15 protein-coding genes and 1 pseudogene are annotated in these 20585 nt (G+C 49.6%); 14 read left to right on the top strand and 2 right to left on the bottom strand.

What is annotated here, in order from left to right:
• Positions 1–75 precede the first annotated feature (75 nt).
• The 3 genes from PMI05_RS04030 to mglC all read left to right on the top strand — a co-directional run bounded on the left by PMI05_RS04030 (position 76) and on the right by mglC (position 3761).
• Positions 76–1122, top strand: a complete 1047-nt coding sequence (locus PMI05_RS04030) for a galactose ABC transporter substrate-binding protein (protein WP_007717501.1) — start codon at positions 76–78, stop codon at positions 1120–1122.
• Between the two features lie 83 nt (positions 1123–1205).
• The gene (locus PMI05_RS04035) at positions 1206–2723 is read left to right on the top strand and encodes a sugar ABC transporter ATP-binding protein (RefSeq protein WP_007717502.1); all 1518 of its coding nucleotides are present in this window, start codon (positions 1206–1208) and stop codon (positions 2721–2723) included.
• An 18-nt stretch (positions 2724–2741) separates the two neighbouring features.
• Positions 2742–3761 (top strand): galactose/methyl galactoside ABC transporter permease MglC, encoded by a 1020-nt coding sequence (mglC, locus tag PMI05_RS04040; RefSeq protein ID WP_007717503.1) that lies wholly within the window; start codon positions 2742–2744, stop codon positions 3759–3761.
• Positions 3762–3811: 50 nt separating this feature from the next.
• On the opposite strand, the gene PMI05_RS04045 is transcribed toward mglC, so the two are convergent.
• Positions 3812–4861, bottom strand: coding sequence for a DUF418 domain-containing protein (locus PMI05_RS04045; RefSeq protein WP_007717504.1), 1050 nt, complete (start codon positions 4859–4861; stop codon positions 3812–3814).
• 195 nt (positions 4862–5056) lie between these two features.
• Here PMI05_RS04045 and PMI05_RS04050 point away from each other — a divergent pair, with 195 nt between their 5' ends.
• From PMI05_RS04050 to PMI05_RS04080, 7 genes are all read left to right on the top strand, one after another.
• Positions 5057–5857 (top strand): VanW family protein, encoded by an 801-nt coding sequence (locus tag PMI05_RS04050; RefSeq protein WP_007717506.1) that lies wholly within the window; start codon positions 5057–5059, stop codon positions 5855–5857.
• A gap of 101 nt (positions 5858–5958) precedes the next feature.
• Positions 5959–8304, top strand: a complete 2346-nt coding sequence (gene pcrA, locus PMI05_RS04055) for a DNA helicase PcrA (protein ID WP_007717518.1) — start codon at positions 5959–5961, stop codon at positions 8302–8304.
• A gap of 42 nt (positions 8305–8346) precedes the next feature.
• Positions 8347–10362 carry an NAD-dependent DNA ligase LigA gene (gene ligA, locus PMI05_RS04060; RefSeq protein ID WP_007717522.1) on the top strand — a complete coding sequence of 672 codons (2016 nt, stop codon included), beginning with the start codon at positions 8347–8349 and terminating at the stop codon, positions 10360–10362.
• 47 nt (positions 10363–10409) lie between these two features.
• Positions 10410–11309: a YCF48-related protein gene (locus tag PMI05_RS04065; protein ID WP_238543246.1), complete on the top strand. Its 900-nt coding sequence runs from the start codon at positions 10410–10412 to the stop codon at positions 11307–11309.
• Between the two features lie 41 nt (positions 11310–11350).
• Positions 11351–12418: a CamS family sex pheromone protein gene (locus tag PMI05_RS04070; RefSeq protein WP_007717525.1), complete on the top strand. Its 1068-nt coding sequence runs from the start codon at positions 11351–11353 to the stop codon at positions 12416–12418.
• 274 nt (positions 12419–12692) lie between these two features.
• Positions 12693–14240 (top strand): L-glutamate gamma-semialdehyde dehydrogenase, encoded by a 1548-nt coding sequence (gene pruA, locus PMI05_RS04075; protein ID WP_007717527.1) that lies wholly within the window; start codon positions 12693–12695, stop codon positions 14238–14240.
• Positions 14241–14497: 257 nt separating this feature from the next.
• The gene (locus PMI05_RS04080; RefSeq protein WP_007717533.1) at positions 14498–15301 is read left to right on the top strand and encodes an MraY family glycosyltransferase; all 804 of its coding nucleotides are present in this window, start codon (positions 14498–14500) and stop codon (positions 15299–15301) included.
• Here the strand turns inward: PMI05_RS04080 and PMI05_RS04085 are convergent, their stop codons facing one another.
• Positions 15302–16222 carry a GGDEF domain-containing protein gene (locus PMI05_RS04085; protein WP_007717536.1) on the bottom strand — a complete coding sequence of 307 codons (921 nt, stop codon included), beginning with the start codon at positions 16220–16222 and terminating at the stop codon, positions 15302–15304. It abuts the gene before it with no gap.
• A gap of 156 nt (positions 16223–16378) precedes the next feature.
• Between PMI05_RS04085 and asd the strand changes: the two genes are divergently transcribed.
• The 4 genes and pseudogenes from asd to PMI05_RS04105 all read left to right on the top strand — a co-directional run.
• Positions 16379–17224, top strand: a complete 846-nt coding sequence (gene asd / locus PMI05_RS04090) for an archaetidylserine decarboxylase (protein ID WP_007717538.1) — start codon at positions 16379–16381, stop codon at positions 17222–17224.
• Between the two features lie 1246 nt (positions 17225–18470).
• The gene (gene gatC, locus PMI05_RS04095) at positions 18471–18761 is read left to right on the top strand and encodes an Asp-tRNA(Asn)/Glu-tRNA(Gln) amidotransferase subunit GatC (protein ID WP_007717539.1); all 291 of its coding nucleotides are present in this window, start codon (positions 18471–18473) and stop codon (positions 18759–18761) included.
• 32 nt (positions 18762–18793) lie between these two features.
• Positions 18794–20266, top strand: a complete 1473-nt coding sequence (gatA, locus tag PMI05_RS04100; protein ID WP_007717543.1) for an Asp-tRNA(Asn)/Glu-tRNA(Gln) amidotransferase subunit GatA — start codon at positions 18794–18796, stop codon at positions 20264–20266.
• Positions 20267–20270: 4 nt separating this feature from the next.
• Positions 20271–20585 (top strand): annotated as a pseudogene (locus tag PMI05_RS04105) (Asp-tRNA(Asn)/Glu-tRNA(Gln) amidotransferase GatCAB subunit B); the annotation flags it as partial.

The raw sequence follows: 20585 nt of genomic DNA on the forward strand, positions 1-20585 counted from the left end.
TGGAACACAATCTGGAAAACGCTTACATTTGGTGTATATCAGATGTAAACATAGGGGATAAAGGGGGATTTTCGAATGAGAAAGCTGATTGCTACTACACTGGTAGCCGCAGTAACACTCTCGGTGGTTGGATGCTCACAATCTGGCGGTTCGCAGCCGGCAGCTTCCGGGGGAGGCTCGGCTCCTGCGGGGAATCCTAAAATCGGCGTCGCCATCTACAAGTTCGATGATACGTTCATGACAGGAGTGCGCAATGCGATTTCGAAAGCCGCGGAGGGCAAAGCGGAAGTGGACATTGTAGACAGCCAAAATGCCCAGCCTACGCAAAATGACAAAGTGGATTTGTTTATTAACAAAAAGGTCAATGCCCTCGCCATCAATCCGGTGGATCGCACAGCTGCTGGCGTCCTTATCGACAAGGCGAAGCAAGCCAATATTCCCGTCGTCTTCTTCAACCGTGAGCCGATGCCTGAGGATATGCAGAAGTGGGATAAGGTCTACTACGTGGGAGCAAAAGCGGAGGAATCTGGCACGATCTCTGGGCAGTTGATCGTCGATTACTGGAAGGCAAATCCGGAGGCCGATAAAAACAAGGATGGTGTCCTCCAATACGTCATGTTAAAAGGCGAGCCAGGGCATCAGGATGCTGAGCTGCGGACGAAGTTTTCGGTGAAGGCGATTGAAGATGCAGGGATTAAGGTAGAGAAGGTCGCGGAAGATACGGCCATGTGGGATCGCGTAAAAGGGCAGGAAAAGATGGCAGCCTTCCTCGCAGCTTCCGGTGACAAGATCGAAGCGGTTCTTGCCAACAATGACGATATGGCACTGGGGGCAATCGAAGCGCTGAAGGCATCTGGCTATTTTGCGAATGGCAAGTACATGCCCGTTGTTGGCGTGGATGCCACAGCGCCTGCACTGAAGGAGCTGGAGGTGGGAACCTTGCTCGGAACGGTTCTCAACGATGCAAATAACCAAGGAAAGGCAACGCTTAGTATCGCGGCGTCTTTAGCGAAGGGTGAAACGCCAACAAAGGATTCCACAGGTTTTGACATTACGGACGGCAAGTACGTGTGGGTGCCCTACAAAAAAATCACCAAAGAGAACATGAACGAAGCGAAATAGAAAGCAGGAGAGTCGGTGAAGAGACGAATCCGACTCTCCTTTTTCGGTGATGGGGATGATTTTGCAAAAAGGAGGGCATTCGCATGGGCCAGCATGCGTTTTTGTTGGAAATGAACCACATTCATAAAGAATTTCCAGGGGTCAAGGCACTCGATGATGTCACGCTAAAAGTCCGTCCCGGAACAGTCCATGCACTGATGGGAGAGAATGGAGCAGGCAAATCGACCCTGATGAAGTGTCTCTTCGGAATTTATCGACCAGATGCGGGAGAAATCGTGTTAAACAATGAGCAGGTGACGATGAGCAGCTCAAAGGACGCTCTGTCACATGGCATTTCCATGATTCATCAAGAGCTGCATCCGGTGCCCTTTCGTAATGTCATGGAAAACATATGGCTAGGACGTTTTCCGGTCAAAAGAATCGGTCCTTTTCCGTTTGTGGATGAGAAAAAAATGCTTGCGGATACAGAGAAGCTGTTTGCTGATCTGGGTATGGACCTGAATCCGCACGCTGTTGTCCGTGACCTATCTGTATCCAAGGTACAGTCGCTTGAAATTGCCAAAGCTGTCTCCTACCAATCCAAAGTGATCATTATGGACGAACCGACGTCTTCACTGACGGGAAACGAGGTGGAGCAGCTATTTGCGATCATCCGTGAACTGAAGAGCAGAGGTGTTGCCATCATCTATATTTCACACAAGATGGAAGAAATTTTACGGATTGCGGATGACGTGACGATCATGCGCGATGGCAAGCTCATTGGAACCTGGCGGGCCGCTGAGCTGACGACAGACCTGATCATCTCCAAAATGGTCGGACGGGACTTGACGCAGCGCTTCCCGAGTCGATCCAATACGCCAGGAGAACCGATTTTGAAGGTAGAGGGACTGACCTCCCCATTTTCCCAATCATTTCAGCACGTGTCGTTTGAATTATGCAAAGGAGAAATCTTGGGCATAGGCGGCCTCGTGGGCGCACAACGAACCGAGCTAATTGAGGCATTGTTTGGATTGCGGGCGGTGTCAGCAGGAAAAGTGTCGATCAACGGTCAGGAGGTACGGATCAAATCACCGAAGGATGCGAAGAAGTACAAAATGGCGCTTTTGACGGAGGAGCGGCGTGTCACCGGCATCATTCCTGTCTTATCGATTCTGGAAAATACGGTCATCGCGAATTTGGCCAGTTACCAAACCCCTTTTCTGCTCCTCAATGAGCGCAAGCGAAGAGCGGATGTCAGCCGCAGCATCGAGATGCTCCGCGTCAAGACGCCCTCTATGAAAGCCATGATCAAAAACCTGTCAGGAGGCAATCAGCAGAAGGTTCTGCTGGCGCGGTGGCTTTTGACTGATCCGGATATTTTATTGCTGGACGAACCTACGCGTGGGGTCGATGTCGGCGCCAAGTACGAAATCTATACCATCATCGCGGAGCTGGCGAGCCAGGGAAAAGGCATCATCATGATTTCCTCGGAAATGCCGGAGTTGCTTGGGATGTCAGATCGAATCATGGTCATGTGCGAGGGTAAGCTCTCCGGTTTTTTGTCAGGCCCAGCGGCAACCGAAGAAGAGATCATGCGGCTGGCTACCAAACATCTTGCATGAGAAAGGAGGGGAACAGGTATGTCTCAGTTGTCTGCTAAACAGGTGCAAGGCTTTGTTACGCAAAATGCCATCTATATCGTTCTGGTTTTGTTGATAGCGGGAATTGCGATTTACGATCCCAATTTTCTTTCCATTACAACGCTTCGGGATATTTTGGTGCAATCCTCAACTCGCGCCATTATTGCCTTGGGTGCTGCGTTTGTTCTTATTACAGGCGGAACGGATCTTTCAGCGGGGCGAGTCGTCGGATTGACGGCTGTCATCTCCGCCTCGATGCTGCAAAGCCAAGACTATCCGCGGAGGTTTTTTCCGGATTTACCCGATTTGCCGTTGCTTATCCCTATTCTCATTGCAATTGCTGCGGGCTTGTTAGTTGGCCTGATCAACGGCATTATTGTGTCTCGTTTTAGTGTGCCCCCTTTTATCGCCACGTTGGGCATGATGGTCATCGTGTACGGGTTCAACTCCATCTATTTTGATATGGAGCCCAATCAATCGCAGCCAATAGCTGGACTACGCAGTGACTTCAATCATCTTGGGACAGGGTACATCGGCCCTAGTGGCCCGTATTCGATTCCGTATATCGTCATCATTGCGATCATGGTTGCGTTCATCGTCTGGGTGATCTTCAACAAAACACGGCTTGGTAAAAACATGTACGCCATCGGAGGCAACATGCAGGCCGCAACTGTTTCCGGGATCAACGTCGCTTTCAACCTCATGATTATCTATGCCATTGCTGGTGCCTTGTATGGACTCGGCGGTGTTCTGGAGGCAGCTCGTACAGGTGGCGCGACGAACAACTACGGAAACATGTACGAGCTGGACGCCATTGCAGCCTGTGTGGTAGGTGGAGTCTCGACGTCTGGCGGAATTGGTACCGTTCCAGGTGTGCTTGCGGGTGTCCTTATTTTTGGCGTCATCAACTACGGTCTTACGTTTATTGGAGTCAGCCCGTATTGGCAGCTCATCATCAAAGGGCTGATCATCGTCGCGGCAGTTGCTTTTGACATTCGCAAATACTTGGCGAAAAAATAAAAAGAGACCCCGAGCAGCTGCCAGGCAGCTTTTCTGGGGTCTTTGATTGTTTATTTTCGCAACGGTGTGATTTTCATATACGTAAATAATCGCCATACCCACTCAAGTGGCCCCGTTCGGAAGACAGACAGCCAGAGTACGCTAAATACCATTTGCACCATGTAGATACCGAGGCAGATCAGTGTCGTTTGCAGGTAGCCGAGATTGCCAAACCAATCGAATAAATAGCTTCCCACAAGGATTAATACGGTTTGTCCGACGTAGTTTGTCAAAGCCATGCGCCCATAGCTGGTTAGTGGAGAGAGGATGGTCTGGACGGTTTTATTTTGCAGCAACCGAATCAAGGTCGTCGTGTAAAAGGCAGCCATGACAAGACCAGTGGAGGTCAAGGCAACCGTGTAGTTCATCAACTGCTGAAGGGTTTCTTCTGACACGGTATCGTCTACAACCAGATTCGCCCCACCCATTGCCGGATCCGCTGGAGTCAGTCGGTATTGGATGAACAAGCCAATTAACGAAAGGACGAAGGTCACGCCCTGTACTTTTTTAATCACTGGTAAAAATCTCGGAATGTCCTGAAAGACCCCGTACTGCCCGACGGCAAGACCCAAAATAAACAGCGGAAGCACCAAAAGTGGCTTGAAGCCGGTGGCACAGACAGCAATTGAAAGAATAAGGCCGATGATTAGATTGGTTCGCGCCTTCAATCGATAAAAAGGCAGTAAGATGAATCCGAAGATGGCATAGATGAAGAGTGCTTCGCCAGGGTGAAACATTTTATGCACATAGCCAAGAGCGAGCAACGCAATCAGACGCCGAATGAATAAAACCGTGCTGTTGGCCCCTTTTGCTTTTGCTCGACTGATGAAAATATAGAAGCCGACCCCAAACAAGAAGGAAAAGATCACGAAGAAGCGAGATTCCACAAAGAAATTGAAAAACTGGAACAGCCAGTGGTCCACACTTCCGATCTCAGGCGTTTGTGCATACAGCAACGCCACGATGTTGACGAGGAGAATGCCCATTAAGGCGAAGCCCCGTACGGTATCTAATGTATCAATTCGTTGGTTCAAGGTAGGTGCGTTCTCTTTCAATCCCATCACTTCCTTCTCTCGTTGTTAGTCGTCCGATCGCGCACTTTTCCTATCCTAGTTCATCCGGGGATGGAGGAGAAATGGCATTTGCTTACGTCTCGCTTACAAAAGTGTAAGAAGTGAGGGGATCTCCCGTATTCGACCGCAACTTCATCCCAAATTCCTGCGTCTATTGTAATAATCAGGAAGTCGGGGTGCACAATGAAACCGATCGCACGGGGCAAATGGCGGCTTGCGGCAGGCATGGCGTTTTATCGTTGGAAAAGGTATGTACAATGGACATTTGGTCAAACGAGATTCGCTCATGAGAAAAGAAGCGATTTGTTGCGTTATGTCCATTATTCTCATCAAACGATTTTGTTACGCCCGTTGCAGAACGTGGAAATGTGGATGCAGTACAACAAAGTGATCAATTTGCGTCTGGCGATTGCACGACTGAACGGATTACTCATCCATCCTGGGGAAACCTTTTCGTACTGGAAGCAGATTGGCAAGCCGACCCGTAGCAAAGGCTATGTAGAGGGCATGCTGCTCTCACATGGACGCGTTACAGCCGGAGTTGGCGGAGGGCTTTGTCAGCTCTCGAATCTGTTGTACTGGATGACCCTGCATACGCCATTGACAGTGACGGAAAGACATCGTCATAGCTACGATGTTTTTCCCGATTCGAATCGGACACAGCCGTTCGGAAGTGGAGCGACTTGTTTCTATAACTATCTGGATTTGCAGATCGCCAACCGTAAGAGTCAGCCCTTTCAACTGCATGTCTACTTGACCGATACACATTTGGTAGGGGAATGGCGTTCAGACATGCCACCGACACGGACGTATGTCATTATCGAGAAAGAACATGAGATTCATCCTTCGATTTGGGGAGGGTATGAACGGAAAAATGAATTGTATCGTGATGTTTACACGCTTGCAGGAGAATGGGTGGAGCAAGAATGGCTGACGCAGAATCGGGCTTATTTGATGTACGAGCCATTGCTGCCGAAAGGATGATGTTTCCTGTTCGGGATACGAACTGGAACTCCACTGCGATCTGTGCGAAAATAGGAACATATGCTTTCGTCTAGGGAACGTGGAAAGGTGGATTTATACATATGTCTTTTGCAGATCGTATCACAGCAGGCCTGAACCCAGAGCAACGGGAAGCAGTCCTTACAACAGAAGGCCCCGTCTTGATTTTGGCCGGTGCGGGTAGCGGCAAGACCAAAGTACTGACACAGCGAATCGCATACCTGATCAGTGCCAAACAGGTAGCGCCTTGGAGCATTTTGGCGATCACCTTCACCAACAAAGCAGCGCGGGAGATGCAAAATCGTGTGCCTGCCATTATTGGCGGAGCGGCAGCGCAGGATGCATGGCTGTCAACGTTTCACTCCTTGTGTGTGCGGATTTTGCGCAGGGATATCGACCGACTCGGCATCAATCGCAGCTTTTCCATATTGGATGCCGGTGACCAGTTGTCTGTCGTCAAGCAATGTTTAAAAGAATTGAACATCGATCCGAAGCAGTATGAGCCGCGTTCGATTTTGGCAGCGATCAGCGGAGCGAAAAACGAGCTGACCGATCCAGAAACCTATACGCGTCTTGCAGGCGATCCGTTTGCACAAGTGGCAGCCAAGGTTTACACGGCTTATCAGAAAAAGCTGAGAAACAACCAATCGCTGGACTTCGACGATTTGATCATGACGACAGTTCGTCTGTTTAAAGAAGTGCCGGAGGTATTGGAGTTTTATCAAAAGAAATTCCGTTACATACACGTTGACGAGTATCAGGATACAAACCGGGCGCAATACCTTTTGATTTCCATGCTGGCGGACAAGTCTCGAAATGTATGCTGCGTGGGGGATGCTGACCAAAGTATTTATAAATGGCGCGGTGCCGACATCTCGATCATTTTAAACTTTGAAAAAGACTATCCCGAAGCCAAGCTTATTAAGCTCGAGCAAAACTATCGCTCTACCAAAACGATTTTGCAGGCGGCGAACCAGGTCATTGCCAACAACAAGCTGCGCAAGGAAAAGAAGCTCTGGACAGAGAATCAGGGCGGCGACAAGATCATGTGCTTCCAGGGTGATTCCGAGCACGACGAGGCGTATTTCATCGTCGATACGATTCGCAAGCAGATGGCACAGTACAAGAGCTACGACAAATTCGCGATCCTGTATCGGACGAATGCACAGTCTCGCGTGGTCGAGGAAGTTTTCATCAAATCGAACATGCCGTACACCATCGTCGGCGGAACCAAGTTCTACGATCGCAAAGAGATCAAGGACATCTTGGCTTATTTGCGTCTCATCTCCAATCCGGATGACGATATCAGCTTGCAGCGCATCATCAACGTACCGAAGCGTAATATCGGGGATACGACGGTAGATAAGCTACAAGCGTATGCGAACGCAAATGGTCAGTCCCTTTTCCAAGCGATTCAGGAGACGGCTTACATGGGACTGCCTTCACGTACGACGAATGCGATCCTGTCCTTTAATGATCTCATTTCGAATTTGATGCAAATGACTGATTACTTGAGTGTGACTGAGCTGGTGGAAGAAGTGCTGAAGCGCTCTGGATACCGTGATTCTTTAAAAGAAGAAAAGACACTGGAAGCACAGGCTCGTCTGGAGAATATCGAGGAGTTCCTGTCTGTAACCCAGGAGTTCGAGCGCAAAAATGAAGACAAGAGCTTGCTAGCCTTCCTGACGGACCTCGCGCTGGTGGCAGACATCGATTCTTTGGGAGATGATGGTGCCCAGGAGGAAGTATCGGCAGAGGGGCAGGTTGTATTAATGACCCTTCACAGCGCCAAAGGGCTGGAGTTCCCTGTCGTGTTCCTGGTTGGTTGCGAGGAAGGTGTCTTCCCGCATAGCCGCTCTTTGTTTGACGATGCCGAGATGGAGGAAGAGCGCCGACTGGCTTATGTAGGAATTACACGGGCAGAGGAACGTCTGTACATGACATGTGCCCGTATGCGGACGTTGTTTGGACGGACCAATGTGAATGCGCCGTCTCGTTTCCTGCAAGAAATTCCAGCTGAGCTGTTGGAAGGAAATCCAGCGACAGCGGACCGAAGCTTTGGCGGTGGACGCAGCAATGCATTTGGACAGCGTGATGGCAGTGCATTCGGACGTGACACGGGAGCGAGACCATTTGGAGCGTCCTCTTCACAAGCAGGCTCTGCTCCGAAAATTGGCATGGGTCAGCGAACCCCAAGCAGCACACCTGCTACGTTTACTCGTCCGGCGGGTGAAAAACTGCCGGGACATGGTCAAGGAGCAAGCGTTGATTGGAAGGTTGGCGACAGAGTGGCGCATGGCAAATGGGGCAACGGTACGGTTGTCAAAGTAAAAGGAACAGGCGACGACATGGAGCTCGACATTGCTTTCCCAAGCCCGACTGGCATTAAAAAGCTATTAGCGAAGTTCGCCCCTATTCAAAAAGGATAGTGTGCAAATACAGGCCAATCGCAAAAGTAAAGGATGAACGACATGGATCGATTGACGGCGGAAACAAAAATTAAAGAATTAGCGAAACGAATTGAGCGGCATAATCGTCTTTACCATGAAGAGGATCGACCTGAGATTTCTGACCAGGAATACGATCAATTGATGCGGGAGCTAAAGGAGCTTGAAACGAGCTTCCCTGATTTGCAGTCACCGGATTCTCCTTCCTTGCGTGTAGGGGGAGAACCGCTGCCCTTCTTTGAAAAGGTCGTTCATAAGACACCGATGCTCAGTCTCGGCAATGCCTTTAATGAGGAGGACATCAGGGATTTTGACCGCCGGGTGCGTCAGGCTGTTGGCAGTCAGGCTGTTCGCTATGTAGCTGAACTGAAAATTGATGGTCTGGCCGTGTCGCTTCATTATGAAAATGGGCTGTTCGTCCGCGGGGCTACCCGTGGAGACGGAACAACAGGCGAAGACATCACACAAAACCTGAAAACGATTCGTTCCATTCCTTTGCGGCTGACGAAGCCGGTAACCCTTGAGGTTCGCGGTGAAGCTTATATGTCCAAAGGAGCATTTGAAAAACTGAACAAAGAGCGCGAGGAGCGTGGAGAAGCGTTATTTGCCAATCCGCGCAATTCCGCAGCGGGCTCGCTGCGACAGCTCGATCCGAAGATTGCCGCATCCCGTCAACTGGATACGTTTATTTACGGCATTGGCGATTTGCAAGGGGAGACAGTAGAATCCCACAGTGAAGGGCTTGATTTGCTAGAGACGCTCGGCTTCATGGTGAATCAGGAGCGACGTGTATTTGACGACGTTGATGAACTGCTCGCTTTTATTGCGGGCTGGACAGAAAAGCGTCCTCATTTGCCTTATGAAATCGATGGCATGGTGATCAAGGTCGACAGCTACGCTCAGCAGGAGGAGCTCGGATTTACTGCGAAAAGTCCACGTTGGGCCATCGCATACAAGTTCCCTGCCGAAGAAGCGGTTACGATTCTCGAAGGTATTGAAGTATCTGTGGGGCGTACAGGGAATGTTACCCCGACTGCTTTATTGAAGCCAGTCAGTCTGGCAGGTACGACCGTGAAGCGTGCTTCCTTGCACAACGAAGATATTATTCGGGAAAAAGGTCTCCTTATCGGCGATCATGTTGTTGTCAAAAAAGCAGGGGACATTATCCCGGAGATTATCGCAGTCTTGCCTGAGCGTCGTACTGGAAATGAAGTACCGTTTGCCATGCCAACGCATTGCCCCGAATGTGGGAGTGAGCTGGTACGCTTGGAGGAAGAAGTGGCTCTGCGCTGCATCAATCCAATGTGTCCGGCCCTAATCCGTGAAGGCATGATTCATTTCGTGTCCCGTACGGCCATGAACATTGACGGCTTGGGAGAAAAGGTTGTGGCCCAGCTGTATCATGACGGTATTATCCACAGTGTCGCTGACCTGTATTATTTGCACCAGCAGCGCGATGTTCTACTGGGCATGGAGCGCATGGGTGAAAAGTCCGTAGATAATTTGCTCGCGGCTATTGAAGCGAGCAAGGAGAACTCTCTGGAGCGTGTCTTGTTTGGTCTTGGTATTCGCTTGGTCGGAGCCAAAGCAGCACGTGTTCTCGCGGAGCATTTTGGCAATATCGATGCGATTATGCAGGCATCCGAAGAAGAGATTACGCAAATCGATGAGATCGGGCCGAAAATGGCTGCGAGTCTCGTGAACTACTTCACACAGCCGCAGGCCCAGGCAGTTATTGAGAGACTGCGAGCGGCTGGAGTGAACATGGAGTACAAAGGAATCCGCATTGAAAGTGGCGCAGACCTCCCATTCTCAGGAAAAACAATCGTTTTGACCGGCACCTTGACGCAAATGTCGCGACAAGAAGCAGAGGAAGCGATTGCGCGCATGGGTGGGAAGGTAACAGGCAGCGTCAGCAAGAAGACAGACCTGGTGATTGCAGGCGAAAAAGCCGGCTCCAAGCTGGAGAAGGCAGAAAAACTAGGCGTGGCTGTTATGGACGAAGCGGGCTTCCTGCAAGTATTGGAGAGCAACGCCTAAGAAAACGGTGGCGACAACGGATGAGTAAGGGAAGGGACGTGAAGAGCATGAATAGCTTTCTGAAATGGGGAATCGGTGTAATAGCCATGCTGCAATTGGTTGGCTGTGGAAGTAACAGCAGTACTGGCAGTGAACAACCCAATACGAATCCTCGAACAGTTACAGCTGCTGCTCTACAAGGGAACTTGACCTATCAGGACGTATTGGAGCAGGGAGCAACCATTCACAATCTGATGATGACAGATGATGCTAAGCAAATATGGGTGGGTACCAATTCGGGGCTGTATAGCTCGGTTGGGGGTGGATCGTGGGGATCTCTCTCGACAGATTTAGAGGATTATACGATCGAGGGTTGGTTTGTGGACCCGGATGATCCGAAGCAAATATTTGTCGGCGGGATTGATGGGGTTCTTCATTCGACAGATGGCGGTAAAAAGTGGACTTCTGTCAACAAAGGGTTGCCAGAGCCTGCGAATATCAGCAGCTTTGTGGGGAATCGCCAAGGAGACGAAGTACGTCTGTTTGCCTTTGTCTCGGGTGAAGGCATTTATCAATCGACGGACGAGGCCCAATCTTGGAGCCTGTGGCAGCCGATGGATCAGGAAGTATTTGCCATGGACTTTGATCCCGAACAAGACCGACTCTATGTAGCGGCCCAATTCAGCTTGCTCTATAATGAAGAGGGGCAGTGGAAGACAGAGGAGATTCCCGGAGCACAGCAGATCTATTCGCTTGCCATTAACAGACGAACTGGCACTCTCGCTGTCGCAACCGAAAAAGGTATCTATGAGAAAAACAAGGGCGAATGGCGTTTGCTTGATGCTCGCTCACCAGAAAAGCTGATTGTCATTGCTTCAGGTGGCGAGGATACAAAATGGGTGGGAATTGGCGAATCGGCATTGATCTACAAGCTTGAGGACAATCGATGGATCAAGTGGAACGAATGATTTGTACATCGCCCACTTTTGGATACGAAAAGGAGTAATCTATGAAAGTGAAGTTTTTGACAGGATGCAGGTTCTTGACAGCTGTACTTCTTGTGATGGCATTGACTGGCTGCTCGTTGATACCTGGGGGCAAGGACAAAGCTCCTGAGCCTACTACACCGTCCTTGTCGGAGGTAGTGGAAGTATCCGAGGATTACTACGGCAGCATTACCCCGTACCAGCCGAACCAGACACGAGGAATGCTTGCTGATACGAAATATCGCATCGATTTCAGTCACCTTGAATTAGGCCTAATGGAGTTTGCTCGGGAGACATTCCCGACATCCGATTATTATTTCCAAGAAGGTCAAGTGATCAAAAAAGAGCAAGTCACCCAGTGGATCGCACAGGAAAAGACGGCTGGGGCAAACGGGAAAAAGAAAAACGGGATTCTCGTGCACGTATTGGAGCATGATTACCTGAACAAAAAGGATAAGAGCTTGGCTGGCATGGTGTTGGGCTTGTCGCTTTCGCCGAACTATCAGGATGCAACCGGTCAGGACAAGGTGTATACGACACAAGAACTGCAAGCAAAAGGCCAGCAGGTTGCAGCACGTATCGTGCAATCTGTACGTGGCACCAGTCCGGAAGTTCCGATCCTGGTTTTGATGTATCAAGTACCGGAGGTGAATTCTACTCTGGTGCCGGGGCACTTCATCATGTCAGGAACAGTAGGGGCGAATGAAGCAACGATATCCAAGTGGCTGCCGATCGAAGAGGAGTATTTCCTGTTCCCGAGTCCAGAGGTTGAGCAGAAATACCCAGAGCAGTCATTGCAGTACGACAAGCTCATGCGCCAATCCAAGGGCTATTTCCCTGAATATATCGGGATGACGGGTCTGGGACGATTCATGGACGGCAGGCTCACGGAAATTACGATTACCGCCACGGCAGAGTATGACTCCAGAACAGAGGTTTTGCAGTTTACGCAATTTGCAGCAGGAAGCATTAATCAGCTCTTCGACAAAAGCGTTCACGTCAACCTGTACGTACAGTCGATGAACAAACCATTGTCGCTCTACATTCGACCGACAAGTGGAGAGCCGTATATGCATATTTACAGACAATAAGGAAAAGCATAAAACACCCGAATGATCGTCTGAGAAGGTGAGGAGGTCGGGTGTTTTTTTGTACACAAAAGACAGTGAGTTGAACAAATGTGTAGAGTGTTGGACGATGTGTGTACAAAAGTGTTCGAAATACTTCTTGAATCTTGTCGGTGATTTTTCTGCAAAAATGCAAACACTAATAGAGTCGAGCTTTTAATTGTTTTGTTGGTATGATCCTTGCATATGTTTTATGAGTGATCCGAACATGGAAGATATCGATAAGGAGGCGTCACAGATGCAAGTGGAATTCAAAAACGAGGCGTTTACCAATTTTAGTCTGCCAGAAAATAAAAAGGCATTTGAAGAAGCGCTCGCTAAGGTAGAAAGTGAGCTTGGCCGTGAGTATCCGCTTATCATCGGCGGAGAACGCATCACAACTGAAAAGAAATCCAACTCCTTCAACCCTTCTAATAAAGAACAAGTAGTGGGCGTTGTTTCCCAGGCTGATCAAGCACTGGCTGAGAAAGCGATCCAAACAGCTGCTAGCACTTTCGAAACTTGGAAAAAGGTGCCTGCACAAGCACGTTCCCGCTATCTGTATAAAGCATCAGCAATCCTGCGTCGCCGCAAGCATGAGTTCTCTGCTTGGCTCGTAAAAGAAGCAGGAAAAAGCTGGGCAGAGGCTGATGCTGACACAGCAGAAGCAATCGACTTCATGGAATACTATGGCCGTCAAATGGATAAGCTGTCGCAGCGCCATGACCTGCCTCGTATCCCGGATGAGGACAACGAATTGTACTACGTTCCACTCGGCGTAGGTATCGTTATCCCGCCTTGGAACTTCCCGTTGGCAATCATGGTTGGTATGACGACAGCAGCTCTCGTAGCGGGTAACACTGTCGTATTGAAGCCTGCTTCTACGACACCAGTTATCGCTGCGAAATTCATGGAAATCCTCGAAGACGCTGGCGTACCAGCTGGTGTTGTGAACTTCGTACCAGGTTCCGGTAGCCAAATCGGAGATTACCTCGTAGAGCACAACCTGACTCGTTTCATCAGCTTCACTGGTTCCCGTGACGTAGGTCTGCGTATCAACGAACTGGCTGCGAAACATCGTCCAGGTCAAAAATGGATGAAGCGTCTGGTTGCTGAAATGGGCGGTAAAGACTCCATCGTGGTTGACAACGACTGCGACATCGAGTTGGCTGCACAGTCCATCGTGGCTTCTGCATTCGGCTTCTCCGGTCAAAAATGTTCCGCTTGCTCCCGTGCTATCGTTCACCAAGACGTGTACGATCAAGTACTGGGCCGCGTAGTAGAACTGACCAAACAACTGACAGTAGGCGACATCAGAACCAACGATTTCTACACAGGTCCTGTGGTTGACGAGAAAGCTTACAACAAAATCCTCGAGTACATCGAGATTGGTAAAGCAGAAGGCAAACTGGTTGCAGGTGGCGAAAAAGGTCCAGAATCCGGCTACTTCATCATGCCAACTGTATTTGCAGATGTAGATCCACAAGCTCGCATCATGCAAGAAGAAATCTTCGGCCCAGTGGTAGCGTTCGCGAAAGCCAATGATTTCGATCATGCAATGGAAATTGCGAACAACACCGAGTACGGTTTGACTGGTGCTGTCATCAGCCGCAACCGTGAGAACTTGGAGCGCGCTCGCGAAGAGTTCCACGTAGGTAACCTGTACTTCAACCGCAAGTGCACAGGCGCTTTGGTAGGCGTACATCCATTCGGAGGCTTCAACATGTCTGGTACAGACTCCAAAGCGGGTGGACCAGACTACCTCTTGCTCTTCACACAAGCAAAAATGGTTTCTGAGAAACTGTAAGCTTCGTAATAAAAAAAGCCGCCTCTTTTACAGAGGTGGCTTTTTTGTTCCCATTTTGTCCACACTAAAGACAAAATGAAGGGCAAAGCAGGTGAGGGTAACTGTTTACTTATATCGTGTCAGGACTCTCCTCGTTTTTTGTTGTGTATTTGTTAATGCCAGTAGCAAATTGGCTGGCTTGGAAAACAAAGCTGCTGGATATGCCAAAGGGGAGAAAGGAACACAGCAGACCGATCCCATTATCTGGTGGTTTAGCCATGTTCGTTGGTCTCTTGTTGGTGTCAACTTTTTTTGCAGGGGCGCAAAAAACCGTTGCAGTTTTGGCAGTTGGAGGGGCTATGCTGGTGGCCATTGGATGGGTAGACGATACGTACAAGTCGAAGAAAAAAGAATTTCCAGCAATGCCGAAGCTAATGGTGCAGTTATTGGTAGCGACGCTGACATTCCTCATGGATATTCGCTTTCGGGGAATCAATTTCATGTGGCTGGGGGGAGAGGAAGGGATGTATGTCTCATTTCCAATCCTGGTTTCCCTGCTGATGACCGTGCTGTGGATCGTCGGCTTAATCAATATGGTGAATTTTTTGGATGGGGTGGACGGACTCGCTGCAGGTGCTACCGTGATCTCAGCGGTGACCTTATTCTTTTTGTCGATGCTCAAGGGTCAAGAATTAACGGCATTATTGGCAGTTGCACTGGCAGGTGCTGCACTCGCCTTTCTACGTTTTAATTTCTATCCTGCGAAAATTTTTATGGGTGATGCGGGATCGATGTTTTTGGGATTCGCTCTCGGCGTGATTTCGTTGGAAGGTACGATGAAAGGGGCTACGCTCATTTCATTAGTCGTGACTGTGCTGGCAGTAGGCTTGCCCATCATAGACACTGTACAGGTCATGATCAGTCGGCTTTTGGCAGGCTCCCCCATGTACCAAGCGGATCGTCGACATGTTCATCATCGGCTCATGTCCCGGGGGTTGTCTACGAAGCAGACGGTCATCATTCTGTATGTGGTGAGTTTGCTGTTCTCCGTCTTAGCAGTGTTTTTGTTTTACAGTCAATAATCAGATGGGGTCAAAGAAAAAGAAACGATTGCGCCCTGTATTTTTGGCTTGATAAAGTGCTTTGTCTGCATTGCTCAACAGTTGTTCGGCTTCGCTTGCAGATGCCGGGTAGAGGGCAATGCCTATGCTCGTCGAAAACGGTATGGCCCGGTCCTCGATCATCCACGGCTCTTGAGTCGCAAGCAGGATACGGTTCGCAATTTTTTCAACCTGACGTTCGGAGTGAATGCCGGTCAGGACGATGACAAACTCGTCTCCACCCAGACGCGCGACGGTATCTCCATCTCGAACGGATGACTTGAGGCGGGTAGCCAGCATTTGCAAAAACAAATCTCCGGTGTCATGACCCCATGTATCGTTGATTTCTTTAAAGCGGTCACAGTCCAGATAGAGGGCAGCGACCATCTCCTCTTTTGATTGGGCTGCACGAAGAGCTTGCTGGAGCTTTTCGGAGAGTAGGCGTCTGTTCGGCAATCCTGTGAGCACATCATGATACGCCATATAGGCCAGCTGCGACTCCAGGTTTGTGCGCTCGGTAACATCGCGGGTAATAGAAAAGACATGCGTGCATACGCCATTACTATCGTAGACAGGAGAAAGAATGGATTCGCCAATGATGTCACCATTTGCTGTAAAGTGGATCGGACTCCCGCTTTTTACTGCTTGTGTGTACATGTGTTGTAATAAGCTGGCTTTTTCATGAGGATACACGTCCTCAAACGTTTTTCCGTATGCTTCCTCGCACAATTGGCCAACGTGCATAGCGGAAGGATTCATCAAGACATAGCGAAACTGATACTCCCCGTCCGCATCTTGTTCGACAGCCATGAGAAAGAACATGTCCGACATATGATCGAATAGACTGGTTAGGATATCACCATGCTGACTGATAAGTGTAGTAATATCGAGTTTCTTCACCATAACCGATATCTCCTGATAAGTGGCTTCTTAGAATGATTATAGTATAGCAAGACTGCCGAAGAAAATGATGAACCTCTGGTAATAGTGCGGGGTTTACTGGCTGTTAGCAGAAGTGGTAAAGTAAGGGTATTGTTGTTTTACGAAGGAGCATTTCTTATGGGCAAAAAGCTGCTCCCAGGTCTCATCCATCGCTTGCCACAAAACGCGATGTCACGGACTATGGGCAAAATTACCGCTACTCCCTTTAGTCGATTAGCCATTCAACGATACATAAAGCACTATCAAATTGATACGTCGATCATAGAAAAGCCGGCGTCAGAATACCGAACGCTGAAGGAGTTCTTCTCCCGACGCCTGAAGCCCGCAGCGAGACCGATTGCACCTGGCCCAGATACCGTCGTCAGCCCGGTAGATGGAACCGTTTCGCAGCTGGGGGATATTTGCGAAGGTACCTTAATTCAAGCAAAGGGAAAAGATTTCAGTGTGAGTGAGCTGTTGGGCGGTTCGGAGGAAGAGGCCAAGCGTTACTACGGTGGTAAATTTATCACCATTTATTTGAGTCCAAGAGACTACCACCGGATTCACATGCCGGTAACGGGCGATTTGAGCAGTTACTGCTATTTGCCTGGCAGACTCTATCCAGTCAACCAGCTGGGGATTGAAAACGTAGACCGTTTGTTTGCCCGCAATGAACGCTTGGTAACTCACATCAAAACAGATAGCCTGGGCGATATGGCTTTGGTAAAAGTAGGAGCCTTGTTTGTAGGCAGCGTGAAGGTCTGCTACAACACAGCTACGACGAATATCAAGCACGGTCGCCAAACCCACGAGAAGATTGCTGGGACACCTCGTTATGAAAAAGGGGCGGAGCTGGGCTGGTTCGAATTTGGATCCACCGTCATTTTGTTGTTGGAGTCCAACGAGCTCGAATGGGCAACAGGCGTTGAAAAAGGAAGGTCTCTCTTGATGGGGCAGGCGCTCGCAAAAAAGAAGGCGGAATAGCAAGAGATAGAAGACGCACAGTCCAGGGCAAATGCCTTGGGCTTATTTTTTCTTAGGAGATGAAGATTTCTAGTAGATGTGGCTGTGGTGGGGAGAAGAATATTTCCAGACTAGGCTCAGTGCTCCGTCCCGCGGGGAAGTATGGACTGCACGCTCCGAAGGGCTTAGCGGGGAAACGCAAAAGTGGTAGCCGCTACGTAGCTCGGGCACGTTGCGTTTCTATTTCCCGCTAATCCCTTCTCCGCTCGGTAGGACTCCACAAGTCGCTACGTCTGGAAATATTCATCTCTAGCGTAACTTCTTACATTCTTCAATCTTTTAAGTCGTTAAAAGATCGGTAAACACGGAAAGCTCGTAGAGGAAACAGGAGAAAACAGCGAAGATCTTTGGTACACCGACCGAGACGGGATGCGAAAAGCGAAACACGCTCTTAAGCGTCCACCTCTGAAACACATCCTGAATGGACCACTTTGGACGCGGTTTCGCTTTTTGCATGGAGTCGTACAGTGAATCCCTCAGCGGGTGGGACAAGAAGCTGAGCGTTTTCTCCTGTTTCCTCCCCAGCACTACAGCAACAACTTAAGGTCTCTAAAAATGCAGCTGCGGTGGGGAGAAGAATATTTCCAGTCTAGGCTCAGTGCTCCGTCCCGCTGAGGGTTGGGACTGTCCGCTCCGAAGGAATTCGTGGGGAAACGCAAAAGTGGTAGCCGCTACGTTGTATGGGCACGGTTGCGTTTCTTTTGCCCGCAAATCCCTTCTCTGCTGGGTCGGACTCCACAAGTCGCTACGTCTGGAAATATTCTTCTCTGGCGTAACTTCTCACATTCTTTCATCTTTATAAAGCATTAAAAAATCGAATCACACGGAAAGCTCGTAGAGGAAACAGGAGAAAACAGCGAAGATCTTAGGGACACCGCCCGAGGCGCAATGAAAAAAAGAGAAACAAGCCCTTAGCGTCCACCTCTGAGACGCTCCCAGAATGGACGACTTTGGACGCGGGTTTCGCTTTTTTTCATGGAGACGGGCAGTCAATCCCCCAGCGGGTGGACCTAGAAGCTGAGCGTTTTCTCCTGTTTTCTCCCCACCACAACAGCCGGACGAAGTTTTTAATTGTTTAATAATCGATCAACTTTTTTTGGTCGAAAACATTATTTGTTTTCTCTGTCGAAATCCCTGTGAAAATTGACTGAACCTGCTCTTTTCAAGTAAGATCAAAGTTATGTGATACGATTCGGAGGTGGAAAGAATGAGTGCCATTACTCGCAAAGAAGTAGAACACGTAGCTAATTTGGCCCGCTTGCAACTCACTGAGGAAGAAGCGGAGCGATATACGAAAGACCTGAATGCGATTCTTGATTTTGCAGCCAAGCTGAATGAGCTCGATACGTCCAATATTGAGCCAACCAGCCACGCTACAGACGTGAAAAACGTGATGCGCGAAGACGTAAACAGACCGTCCCTGCCGCGTGAGGACGTGCTGAAAAACGCACCGGATCACGAAGACGGACAGTTTAAAGTACCGGCTGTATTCGAATAACCTACTGGATAACGAGAAGGGAGGAACCCACTGTGTCGCTGTTTGACAAGCGATTGTCTGAGATACATAGCGCCCTGCGCGCAAAAGAGATTTCGGTAACGGATCTGGTGCAGGCTTCCATCGCTAGCATCAAGGAGCATGACGGAGAAATCAAATCCGTCCTGCATGTAGATGAAGAGGGAGCCTTGGCTCATGCCCGTCAATTGGACGAGCGTCTGGTCAAGGGAAATGAGGAGCTGGGTCTTCTCTACGGCTTGCCTGCCGGATTGAAGGACAACCTGGTTACAAAAGACGTTCGCACGACTTGCGCGAGCAAATTTTTGGTGAACTACGATCCTGTCCATGACGGGACTGTTTCCAAAAAGGTGAAGGATGCCGATGCGGTCATCGTTGCGAAGCTGAACATGGACGAGTTTGCGATGGGCGGCTCCAACGAAAATTCCGGCTTTTTCCCAGCGAAAAACCCGTGGAACACCGACTACGTTCCGGGAGGCTCTTCCGGTGGCTCTGCAGCGGCAATGGCTGCCCGTCATTTTTACTTCACACTTGGCTCTGATACAGGTGGCTCGATCCGTCAACCTGCTGCTTTTTGTGGCGTTGTCGGCTTGAAGCCTACATATGGACGCGTATCCCGTTTCGGGCTGGTTGCGTTCGCGTCCTCGCTGGATCAAATCGGACCTGTGACGAAAAACGTTGAGGATTCCGCTTATGTGCTGCAAGCGATTGCGGGACATGATGAATTCGACTCTACCTCTGCCAATGTGGACGTACCGGATTACTTGTCCGCATTGACTGGAGATGTAAAAGGACTGCGTATCGGGGTACCGAAAGAGTTGATCGGAGAAGGGATTGACCCTGAGGTTCGCGATGCTGTTCTGGCAGCATTGAAACAGTTGGAGAGCATGGGTGCTACATGGAGCGAGGTTTCCATGCCGCACACGGAATATGCAGTGCCAGCTTACTATCTCTTGTCTTCGTCTGAGGCTTCTTCCAACCTGGCTCGTTTTGACGGCGTACGTTATGGTGTGCGTGCAGACAATGCAGCAAACCTGATCGAGCTGTACAAGGAATCCCGTAGTCAAGGCTTTGGCCCAGAAGTGAAGCGCCGCATCATGCTCGGAACCTACGCGCTCTCGTCTGGTTATTACGATGCTTACTACAAAAAGGCGCAGCAGGTACGTACCCTGATCATTCAGGACTTCAACAGCATTTTTGCTGACTACGATGTCATCCTGCACCCAACGACGCCTTCTACGGCTTTCAAAGTAGGCGAAAACGTAGATGATCCGGTGAAAATGTATCTGGAAGATATTTGTACCGTTCCTGTAAACCTGGCTGGACTGCCAGCAATCAGCGTGCCGTGCGGATTCTCCAAAAACGGTCTGCCGATCGGTTTGCAGATCGTAGGTCGTGCATTTGACGAATCTACCGTATTGCGCGTAGCCCATGCGTATGAGCAAACCGCAGGCTTCTACGGTCGCAAACCGGAATGGGTGAGGGGGTAAGAGCATGAGCAAGTACGAAACCGTCATCGGCTTGGAGGTTCACGCCGAGCTATCGACCAACAGTAAAATCTTTTGCGGCTGCCCGACTGAATTTGGTGCACCGCCGAATACACATACATGCCCGATCTGCTTGGGACATCCAGGTGTACTGCCTGTAACGAACAAGCAAGCGGTAGAATTCGCGATGAAAGCGGCACTCGCCCTCAACTGCGAGATTTCCCGCGAAACCAAGTTCGACCGCAAGAACTACTTTTATCCAGACTCGCCAAAAGCGTACCAAATCTCGCAGTTTGACCAGCCGATCGGCTACAATGGCTGG

The sequence above is a fragment of the Brevibacillus sp. BC25 genome (assembly GCF_000282075.1).
In the GTDB taxonomy this organism is placed as follows: domain Bacteria; phylum Bacillota; class Bacilli; order Brevibacillales; family Brevibacillaceae; genus Brevibacillus.